Annotated in this window: 8 protein-coding genes; 3 read left to right on the top strand and 5 right to left on the bottom strand. The window is 68.5% G+C overall.

What is annotated here, in order from left to right; genetic code table 11:
• A partial coding sequence (locus FCU40_RS23585) for a hypothetical protein (protein WP_342672574.1) occupies window positions 1-494 on the bottom strand: 494 nt, incomplete at its 3' end.
• A gap of 52 nt (window positions 495-546) precedes the next feature.
• On the opposite strand from FCU40_RS23585, the gene FCU40_RS23580 reads away from it, so the two are divergent.
• Window positions 547-768, top strand: a complete 222-nt coding sequence (locus FCU40_RS23580; protein ID WP_342672573.1) for a hypothetical protein — start codon at window positions 547-549, stop codon at window positions 766-768.
• Between the two features lie 241 nt (window positions 769-1,009).
• On the opposite strand, the gene FCU40_RS21505 is transcribed toward FCU40_RS23580, so the two are convergent.
• Window positions 1,010-2,158 (bottom strand): OmpA family protein, encoded by a 1,149-nt coding sequence (locus tag FCU40_RS21505; RefSeq protein WP_168077764.1) that lies wholly within the window; start codon window positions 2,156-2,158, stop codon window positions 1,010-1,012.
• Between the two features lie 256 nt (window positions 2,159-2,414).
• Here FCU40_RS21505 and FCU40_RS21500 point away from each other — a divergent pair, with 256 nt between their 5' ends.
• Window positions 2,415-4,373: a M10 family metallopeptidase gene (locus FCU40_RS21500; RefSeq protein WP_168077762.1), complete on the top strand. Its 1,959-nt coding sequence runs from the start codon at window positions 2,415-2,417 to the stop codon at window positions 4,371-4,373.
• A 168-nt stretch (window positions 4,374-4,541) separates the two neighbouring features.
• Window positions 4,542-4,754: a DUF5961 family protein gene (locus tag FCU40_RS21495; RefSeq protein ID WP_168077760.1), complete on the top strand. Its 213-nt coding sequence runs from the start codon at window positions 4,542-4,544 to the stop codon at window positions 4,752-4,754.
• Window positions 4,755-4,757: 3 nt separating this feature from the next.
• Here the strand turns inward: FCU40_RS21495 and FCU40_RS21490 are convergent, their stop codons facing one another.
• The 3 genes from FCU40_RS21490 to FCU40_RS21480 form a co-directional block, all read right to left on the bottom strand.
• Window positions 4,758-6,368 (bottom strand): alkaline phosphatase D family protein, encoded by a 1,611-nt coding sequence (locus FCU40_RS21490; protein WP_168077758.1) that lies wholly within the window; start codon window positions 6,366-6,368, stop codon window positions 4,758-4,760.
• A 90-nt stretch (window positions 6,369-6,458) separates the two neighbouring features.
• Window positions 6,459-8,723 (bottom strand): TonB-dependent receptor, encoded by a 2,265-nt coding sequence (locus tag FCU40_RS21485; protein WP_168077756.1) that lies wholly within the window; start codon window positions 8,721-8,723, stop codon window positions 6,459-6,461.
• Between the two features lie 171 nt (window positions 8,724-8,894).
• Window positions 8,895-10,199 (bottom strand): TetR family transcriptional regulator (locus FCU40_RS21480; RefSeq protein WP_206677363.1); only part of this gene is annotated, 1,305 nt, incomplete at its 5' end.

The following is a 10,199-nucleotide window of genomic DNA, read 5'->3' as shown; positions in this document are numbered from 1 at the left end:
TGCCCGACACGGTGACCGCGCGGGGCGTGCGGCAATTGCCCCAGACCGAGCGCGACCCGACCCGCTTCGCGACCGTGGCGGGCCAGGACCTGTTCGAGCCGGGAACCATGACTCTGGACCAGGACGGCGCCCTGGCCATGGGTTCGGCCCTCGTCATCGCGCCGCCCGTCGTGACCGCCGCCTGGACCGGGGAGGTCCTTCGCCGCCGGGTCGCCAAGCTGGAGCGCGACGGCGCGGGCTGGCGGCTGCTGGACGCGGCGGGCGAAACGATCCTGCGCGCCGACCGCGTGGCCCTGGCGACCGGCGCGGCGATCGCCGACCTGGCCCCGGACCTGGTCGTCCGCCCGGTGCGTGGCCAGGCTAGCTGGACCGCCGGTCCCTCCACGCCCGCCGTCGCTTTCGGCGGCTATGCGGTGCCGACACGCGACGGCGTGCTGTTTGGGGCGACGCACGACCGTGACGACACGGCCACCGACGTGCGGCCCCAAGACCACGCCCGCAATCTGGAGACGCTGCGCAAGGGCCTGCCCGTCCAGCCGGGCGGCGGTGCGCGCCACCACGCCCGACCGACTGCCGCTGGCCGGGACCAGAGACGACGGCCCGATCGTGCTGGCGGGCCTGGGCTCGCGCGGCTTCTGCCTGGCGCCGCTGCTGGCCGAGCACCTGGTCGCCCGGATGCTGGGCCGCCCCTCGCCGCTGCCGCGCCAATTGTCGCACCTGGTCGAACCCGGCCGTTTCGACTCGCCTGTCCGGCGATACGGCGTATAGTTGAACACGGTTATCGGAGCGCTCGGGGCGGTCGCTTGTCGCCTCGCACGTTCCACCCCACGCGGCCGGCGCCCCCGGCTTCGTCGACGGCGGGCCTCCGCCCTCTTGGTTCCGCCGGATCGGACGCTCCCGACGCCCCATCGGGAGCGTCTTTTCGTTTCCGGACAGCGCTGACCGACGCCCAAGAAAAAGGGGCCGGCCCGAAGGCCGACCCCCATTCCCAATTCCTTGATCGCTAGGATCAGAAGGTGATCGAAACCGTCGAACGGCGGTTCAGCGGTTCCTTGACGCCGTCCTTGGTCGGGACGGCCAGGTCCTTCTCGCCCTTCCAGTCGACCGACAGGGTCGTGGCCGGGACGCCCAGGCTGACCAGGCCGTCGGCCACCGCCTTGGCGCGGCGTTCCGAGAGCTTCTGGTTGTACTTGTCCGAGCCCGAGGTGTCGGTGTGGCCGACCACCACGATCTTGGAGGCGTTGCCGCCCTTGGCGTAGTCGGCGGCCTGCTGCACCACGGCCTGGGCTTCCGGCGTCAGGATGTACTGATCGAACGGGAAGTAGACCACGAACTCGCGAGCCTCATAGGCCGGAGCCGGAGGCGGCGGCGGCGGGGCCGACCCGAAGGTGTAGCGCAGACCCAGCGTCACCGACGCGTCCTTGTAGCGACCCGAGGCGTAGCCGACGTCGTAGATGTTGCCGACGCCGGGGCCCGCGTTCTGGGTCACCGAGCCCCAGTTCAGCTTGGAGGTGCGCAGGTAGCGGCCGGTCAGGTCCAGCGACCAGTTGTCGGCGAAGTTCCACGCCACGCCGGCGATGGCCTGCAGGGCCATGGCTTGGTCGGTGTCGTTGAAGTTGGTGTTCTGGTAGGGCGCGAAGCCGCCCGTGGCCGGCAGGCCCGACAGCTGGCCATAGGCCTTGTTCTGCACCCACGCCACGCCGACGCCGCCGCCGATGAACGGGTTGAGGCTCGAGTTCGGGGCGATGTCGAAGATGGCGTTGGCCATCGCCGTCTGGGCCTTCAGCGAGCCGTTCGGCTTGCCGCAGGCCGGCGAGGCGGCGGAGCGGGTCACGCCGGGCGCGCACAGGCCGATCGGCTGGGCGGCGTTCGCGGTCGGGCTCAGGACGCTCTTCAGATCGCCGGGGCGATAGCCGTATTCGGCTTCCAGACGGAAGTTCGGCGAGAACTTGTAGCCGAAGCGGCCGAAGCCGGTCCAATCGTGATCGCCCGAGAACGTCCAGTCCAGATTGTTCGTGGTGGTGGTCTTCACGCCCGACGGATCGTGATAGCCGACATCGGCGGCGACGTACCAACCACTGGTGGCGCTTTGCGCCAAGGCGCCCGAGGCGGCGCTCAGCGCAACCGCCGCGACGCCGACCAGCAACCGCATATTCATAAGCAAAACCCTCTGTTTGTGTCGCGGGTCAGACACGTCCCCGGACCAGCACCACAAACGCGCCATCCCCGAATTTGGGTGTTGCCGATAAGCAACAAAAGCGGAGCAAAAACGGTCGAAAGTTCGGAAACCGACACGGAACACCCTCTGAAAGCGTGACCGGAACGCTGTGCCGTCATGTCGCAAATAGCGAAGATTGCAGAGGAATTCGACACCGCCCATACTCGCGGAGACGGGGACGCTAGGAGTACGGCGCTTGAGTCAGAATTTGTTCCCGGACGGCCCGGAACCCGCCTCGATCAACGGCGTCGAGGGGCCCAGCGCGTTCGTCAACGCCGACTCCCGCACCGGCGTGGTGGGCGGCAAGCCCAGCATGACGGTCGACCAGGCCGCCTCGCAACTGCTGCGCGGCGAGCCGGGCTGGTCGGCGGCGCTGGGCGTTCCGGCGACCGTGACCTATGCCTTCCGCGCCACGGCCCCGACCAAGATGCCCTCCGACACCTCGGGCTTCTCTCAATTCAACGCGGCCCAGATCACCCAGGCCGAGAAGGCGCTGCAGGCCTGGTCCGACGTGGCCAACATCACCTTCGTCCGCGTCGGCTCGGGAACCAGCGGCGACGCGGCCTATAGCGACAGCGCCTCGATCCTGTTCGGCAATTACAGCGCCGGCGAGTCGGGCGCGGCGGCCTTCGGCTTCTATCCGGGCAATACCGCCGTCAGCAGCAGCTCCGGCGACGTCTGGCTCAACTCGACCCTGTCGTACAACACCAACCCGTCGGGCTCGAACTATGGCGGCCAGGTCCTGGTCCACGAGCTGGGCCACGCGATCGGCCTGGCGCACCCCAGCGACTACGAAGCCAGCGCCAACAAGACCCTGACCTACGCCAACGACGCCTCCTATTACGAGGACAGCCGCCAATACACGGTTATGTCCTATTTCAGCGAGAGCAACACCGGCGCGTCGTTCGGCGGCGCCTACGCGTCCTCGCCGCTGCTGGACGACATCGCCGCCGCCCAATTGGCCTATGGCGCGAACATGACCACGCGCACCGGCGACACGGTCTACGGCTTCAACTCCAACAGCGGCCGCGACTGGTTCACCGCCACCTCGGCGTCCAGCAAGCTGGTGTTCGCCGTCTGGGATGCGGGCGGCAACGACACCTTCGACTTCTCCGGCTACAAGGTCCCCCAGACGATCGACCTGCGGCAGGGCTTCTTCTCCAGCGTCGGCGGCCTGACCGGCAATGTCGCCATCGCCATGGGCACGGTCATCGAGAACGCCATCGGCGGCTCGGGCAATGACATCATCACCGGCAACGCGGCCGACAACATCCTGACCGGCGGGGCGGGCAACGACACCCTGGACGGCCAGGGCGGCTTCGACACCGCCGTGTTCGCGGGCAAGTTCGCGAACTACGCCCTGACCGCCAACGCCAATGGCGGCTGGACGATCAAGGACAATGTCGGAACCGACGGGACCGACACCTTGATCAATATCGAGAGCCTGGCCTTCTCGGACCGAACGGTGTCGATGGTCGACAGCCGCGTGGCCTCGGCCATCACCGCGGTGCTGCGCCTGGCGCCGTTCATTCCGGCCGCGGAGCCGATCACCAAGACGATCGCCACCGCCATGGCCGGCGGGGAAAGCTCCGCCGACGCCATCGCCCAGGTGGTCAAGGCCGCCGCCGGCGCCAGCGCCGTGGCCGTGCTGTCCTATGAGTTCTTCACCGGCAAGACGCCGACCGCCGCCGGCATGGACTATCTGGTCTCGCCGACCGGCCCGAACGCCAACAATCTCAACAGCGCCTACTACCAGTCGTTCAATCTGGAGAACCGCTACATCAATTTCGCGGTCAATCTGGGCAAGCTGGGCGAGGGCAAGGACGCTTTCGTCGCCAGCTATGGCGCGCTGAGCCTGTTCGACGCCACCCGCAAGGCCTATGCGACGATCTTTGGCCTCACGCCCACGGACGCCAAGGTCCACGCGCTGATCGATACGCGCGCCGACTATTTCGCCAGCTATGGCGGCGACGGCGCCAACGGCCAGGGAACCAAGGCGGCGATGGTCGGCTGGTTGATGGCCGAGGCGGTCAAAGCCGACGTCGGCGTCTACGCCAAGTCCGCCGACGCCCTCTTCGCCGACCAGGTCACCCACAACGTGTTCGGCGTCGACCTGATCGGCGTCTACGCCAAGCCGGAATACAATCTGACCTGAATCCGTTTCGCGTCCGGCGCGTTTCGAGGGGGCTGGAGCCTTATCCGCTCGAATGGAATCATTCGAGCGGAAAATAAGGCTCTAAATCAAACATTTAGAGCGTTATAACCGCCGAAACCGCTCACACTTTCGGCTATCACGCTCTAAGGTCAGATCCGGAGCCGATCCATGCCCTTCACCGTCCGCGTTCGCGATCCCCACGCGCGTCACGTGCGTGCGTTCGACGAGGCCACCGCCGAGGCGGCGGCGCTCGCCTATCTCGAGGACTTCGCCCACGCCCCGGACGCGGCGATCGCCGTCGTCGTCCGCGACGAGGACACCGGCCGCGAGCAATGCTTCCGGGTCGATCTGGCGACCGGCGAGACCCGGCCTTGCGGCTGATGGTCAGGTCGACTGCGTCCAGGCGCTGACGCCGTCGCGCTCGGCGACCGCGCGAGCCCGGCGCTGGACGAAGGTCGAGGACGTCGGCGCCCGGGAATCGGCGACGGCGATGAAGCTGGTCTCCACCGCCTCGCGCGTCAGATGGACCAGGACGAAGCCGACCGCCAGCGGGTCGCACCACAGGACGTCGCGGTTGCGCTCGGCCAGGCGCTGGCCGAACGGGGTGTCCTTCATCTCCAGCACCACGCCCAGGGACGGGCCGGTCAGGGTGCTGGTCGACACCTCCACGGCGACGCGGCCCCGGTCGTCGTGCAGCTCGTTGACGAAGGCCATGTGGCTGTCGCCCGACAGCACCACCGTCCGGGCGCCGCTGGCGCGGATGGCGTCATAGATCCGCTGGCGCTCGGCCGCGTAGCCCGACCAGCCGTCGAGGTTCAGCATCGGCAGCTCCAGCTTGGTCAGCTCGAAGAAGCCCTTCATCGGACCCGAGGCCGGCGCCCAGCGGCTCATGTCCGGATAGACGTAGTCGGCCATCACCGTGGCGCTGCCCAGCAGCACCCAGGGCTGGCCGGCCGCGACCGAGGCCTTCATCTCGCCGGCCAGCCAGTCGATCTGCCGCTGCCCGACCATCCGGCGAGCGGGATCGGCGATCTTGCGGCGGAAGCCGTCGAGGTCCGGACGGCCGTCGGGCAGCCGGTCCAGATCCTTGGCCAGGGTCAGTTGTTCCTCGCGGGCCTTCAGCCGGGTCTCGGGCACGATCAGCGTGGCCAGGTCGCCGAACGCCACCGATCGCTGAATCCCATAGGGATCGGCCGGGTCGGGATCGCGGATCGGCATCCACTCGTAATAGGCGCGGACGGCGGCCGCCTTGCGCGCTTCCCAATCGCCGTCCTTGGCGGGGTCGTGATGCTGGGCGCCGTGCATCCAGTCGTCATTGGCGATCTCGTGATCGTCCCAGGCGCAGATCCAGGGGGCGCGCTGGTGGGCGGCCTGTAGGTCGGCGTCGGCGCGCGCCTGGGCCAGGCGGCGGCGATAGTCGTCCAGCGTGACCGTGTCGCGCGGCGGGTCGACCTGACGCACGGCGGCGAGGCCCGGATAGGTCGAGGCGCCGTATTCGTAGATGTAGTCGCCGATGAACAGCACCGCGTCGAGGTTCTGACGCTCGGCGATGGCCCGATAGGCGTGGAAATAGGCCATGCCGTACATGGCGCAGCAGGCCAGGGCGATATCCAGATGATCGGTGCGCCCGACGGGCAGGGTGCGCGTGCGGCCGATCGGCGAGCGCTGGCCGCCGGCCTCGAACTGGTACCAGTAGTCGGTCGCCGGCTTCAGGCCGCTCGCCTCGACCTTGACCGTGAAATCCCGCTCGGCGCCCGTCGCGAAGGCGCCCTGCCCGACCACGTCGCGCAGACCCGGATCGGTGGCGATGCGCCAGCGGCCGGTCGGCTGGTCGAGGCCCGTGACCCGCGTCCACAGCAACATGCGGTCCGGCGCCGGCTCGCCGCTGGCGACCCCGTGACGGAACACCGGTTCGCGCGCCCGCGCCTCCGGGGCCAAGGCCGCGACGCCCAGGGCCAGGCCCGAGCCCACCACCCGCCTGCGATCCATCGTCATGTCCAGCTCCTATCCAAAACGCGAGAACCTCGCCCCGGCGCGCGCGACGCGCCGGGGCGAGGCCGATGGCCGAAGGGGAACGGCCGTCGATCAGTAGCGGTACGACACCCGCACGCCATAGGTCCGCGGCTCGTGCGGCGACGCCGTCGCCGCCGAGATAAAGGCGTTCCGCGTTTCTTCGAAATAGCTGTTGGTCACATTGTTCATCCAGACGCCAACCGCGTACTTGCCGTTGGCCGGACGCGCCGTCAGGCTGGCGTTGAACAGCCAGTAGTCGCCGATCACCGAGTTCGACGACGTGCTGAACTGGTCGCTGCGGTAGTTGTAGTTGGTCTCCGCCTCGACCTGCCAGGCGCCGACGTCCATCACGTAGCTGACGGAACCCTTGTAGTCGACGCGCGGGAACGGCAGGCGCTCGCCCGAGCGGTCGCTGTAGACGATCTTGTTGTACTGGCCGGTCACCGGGTCCTTGGCGGCCTCGGTGGCGGTGGCGTTGACGAAGAAGAACTCGTCGTACTGGCCGTACTTGTAGCCCAGCGACTGGCTGATCGTCAGGCGCGCGGCCGGCTTCCAGGTGATTTCCAGCTCGCCGCCCTCGATGTGCGACTTGGGCACGTTGATGATCCGGCCGACCCGCCCCGTCTGGGTATAGAGCACGCCCTGAAGCTGCTCGTCGCGATAGTCGTAATAGAAGACGGCCGCGTTGACCCGCAGGCGACGATCGAAGAACTCCGAGCGCACGCCCGTTTCGTAGGCGATCAGCTTTTCCGGATCGAACGGGTCCAGCTGCGAGGGCAGGCCGCTGTTGTAGGTGGTGAAGCCGCCCGACTTCACCCCGCGCGCCACGCTGGCATAGCCCAGGACGTTGTCGGTGAAGTGATATTCGGCGCCGACCTTGCCCGACCACTCGCCCATGTGGCGGTTCTTGCTGGTGCTGGCCAACAGCGAATAGGTCGGGGCCAGGATCTCGGTCTTGAAGCCCTTCAGCTCGCGCGTCTCGTCCTCCCAGCGCAGGCCGCCCGACAGGGTCAGGCGCTGGGTGAGGTCATAGTCGAGGTTGAAGAACACCCCTGTGGTCTCGACGTCCTGCTTGTAGGTCGTCGACATCCAGTCCTTCAGGCTCGCGGCCTCGGAGAAGTCGGAATAGAAGCCGCCGTTGACGGTCTCGGTCGAGTGGTAGAGGCCGGTCAGCCAGCGGAAGGCCTTGTCGCCGGGCGAGGCCAGGCGGACCTCCTGCGACAGGGTGTCGATCTTGTTGAAGAAGTAGGTGCCGGCCTCGTTCGAGGCGGTGGCGTCCCAGTCGTTGAACTCGCGGCGCTTGAAGTCCTCGTAGCCGACCACCGCCGTCAGGGCGGCCCAGCCGAAGTCGTGGCGCAGGCGGGTGTTGACGCCCCAGCCCTCGTTGTTGCGGAACGGCTTGGCGTTGGTCGGCGCGCCGATCAGCTGGGCGAAGTACGGCGAGATGCCCCAGCCGGTGATGCGCGGATCGGTGTCGATCGGATAGAGCCGGCCGATCGGCGCGTAGTTGTGCGACTGGAACGGCCGCGTCACCAGGCGCAGGCCCAGGCCGTCGGACTGATCGCGGTTGTAGCGCACCGAACCGTCGATCTCGGTCTTGTCGCTGGGCCTCCAGTCCAGCTTCAGGCGGGCGGCCCAGCGGTCCTTGTCGCCCAGCTTCTCGTGGGTGTCGCGGTTATATTGCCAGGCGCCGCCCTGGTCGGTGGTCACGGCCAGGCGCGCGGCCAGGGTCTCGGTCAGCGGACCCGAGACGAAGCCGTCCACGTGCGCGGCGTCGAAGCGGCCATACGAGGCGGTGACCCCGGCGTCGAACGTCCGGGTCGGGGCGTTGGTGATGACGCTGACCGCGCCGCCGGTGGTGTTGCGGCCATAGAGAATGCCTTGCGGACCGCGCAGCACCTCGATGCGGGCCACGTCGAACAGCGCGCCCTGGGTCATCGAGCCATACGGATAGGCGATCTCGTCGACATAGACGCCGACCGTGCCGGTGTTGTTGGCGGCGTAGTCGGTCAGACCCACGCCCCGGATGCGGAACTGCGGCTGGCCGCCGCCCAGCTGGCTGGTGACCTCCAGGTTCGGCACGCTGTTTTCCAGGTCGTTTACGGTCTGGATGTTGCGACGATCCAGCTCCGAGCCGCTGATCACGGTCAGGGCGGCGGCGACCTTCTGTTCGGACTCGGCGCGACGGCGCGCCGTGACGGTCACTTCGTCCAGCCGGTTGGCGACGGCTTCGTCCGCGCTCGGCGCGGGGGTTTCGGCCGCGAGGGCCGGCCCGGCCAGCATGGCCGCCGTGCTCATCAACGCGGCGATGAATTGTGCTTTCGACAGTCTACGCATGACGCCCCTTCTTTCCCGGATACGATCGCCGGAAAAATCATCTGTTCGACAGCGAGGGCATATAGGGCGGCGGCGTGTCGCTTTAATGAACCCCTTTGAATTAGCCATACTGGCCGCACAACCCGCGCTTGAAACGCGGGATTGGCGGCCCTTCCGATATCGGACGTTCGACTAAGCCTGGATCAGTGGAACCAGGGTCAGGGCGGCCTGGCCCAGCCGCGCCTCCAGATCGCGCCCCTCGGTGTCGGGGAAGGCCGCGCTCAGCAGGGCCGCGCCCTTGATCCAGATCGCGAAGCGCATGGCGGCCAGCCGCGTCATGTCGAACATCGGCGGCCAGACGGCGTGGCGGCGGGCGTAGGTGCCGCCCCCCTCCGGCCCGCGCAGCAGCATGGCCAGGTTCCCGAAGGCCGGATCCCGCCGCGCCATCAGGCAGATCTGGGCGATCAGGCGGGCGTATTTGACATAGAAGCCCGCCAGGCCGGGCGCCTCCGCCGGACCGGGGCGCAGGGTCGGAGCCAGCAGAGCCGTCAGTCCGGCCAGATCCGACGGCCGCTCGCCCTCGCGCGGACTGCGAACGTCCAGATAGCCGGGGATCTCTCGAAACACCGCGTGCCAGATGGCCTCGGTCAGGAAGCCGCGCATGTCGGCGAAGTGGTAGAGGATGGTCGAGGTCGAGACGCCCGCCGCCTGGGTGACCGTGCGGTTGGTGACCGCGCCGACGCCGCGCTCCAGGATCTGGTCGGCGCAGATGTCGAGCAGGCGCAGCTTCACCGAACCGGCCTCGTAACGCTTGCTCGGCGGTTCGGGCAGCGGCAGGGCGTCGTTGAACCAGTCCGCCACCGCCGGCTCGCCGTCGGGCGCGGCCGCGAACGCCATGGCGACCAGCCCCTCCAGGCTCTCGCGCAGCAGGAGCTCGTAGTCGAGCCGCCGCGCGAGGGCGCTGGCGTAGAGCTCCTCCATCAGCAGATAGGGCGGATAGACCGCGCTCAGCCGCGCCAGCCGCGCGTCGCGGGCCAGGAAGGCGCCGAGCTTGGCCTCGCGCATCGCCATCCAGCGCCGCATCGGCTCGCGGACCGCCCGCGCCGCTTCGGGATCGATCAGCACCTCTTCCCAGATCCGCGCGAAACGCGCGCCCGGCTCGGCGCGGGCCAGCACGTAGCGCGCGGTGATGTCGACCATCCGCCGCTGATCCAGCGCCAGCCCGTCGACCCGCGACAGAAACGCATCGTGGAAGGCCGCGTCCTCGGCCATCGCCGCCTCGACCATGGCCGCGATAACCCCGGCCTTGGTCTGGAAGAGGTTGAAGATGACGGTCGTGCTCTTGCCGATCGCCGCCGCCAGGTCGCGCACCGACAGCGCCGCCAGCCCCTGCTCGGCGACGATGTCCATCGCCGCGGCCACGGCGCGCGCCCTCGCCTCCTCGCGATCCGGAGCGGTGACGGCCATCGAAACAGAGCGCGCGGGCATGGCCGACAT

The organism is Caulobacter sp. SSI4214 (assembly GCF_012184455.1).
Taxonomy (GTDB): Bacteria; Pseudomonadota; Alphaproteobacteria; order Caulobacterales; family Caulobacteraceae; genus Caulobacter; species Caulobacter vibrioides_E.
Note: the sequence above shows the minus strand (reverse complement) of the source record. Positions and strands in the feature narration are given on the sequence as shown.

Coding starts and splice junctions, on each gene's coding strand:
- FCU40_RS21505 (WP_168077764.1), bottom strand. CDS start 2,158: ATGAATATGCGGTTGCTGGTCGGCGTCGCGGCGGTTGCGCTGAGCGCC.
- FCU40_RS21495 (WP_168077760.1), top strand. CDS start 4,542: ATGCCCTTCACCGTCCGCGTTCGCGATCCCCACGCGCGTCACGTGCGT.
- FCU40_RS21490 (WP_168077758.1), bottom strand. CDS start 6,368: ATGACGATGGATCGCAGGCGGGTGGTGGGCTCGGGCCTGGCCCTGGGC.
- FCU40_RS21485 (WP_168077756.1), bottom strand. CDS start 8,723: ATGCGTAGACTGTCGAAAGCACAATTCATCGCCGCGTTGATGAGCACG.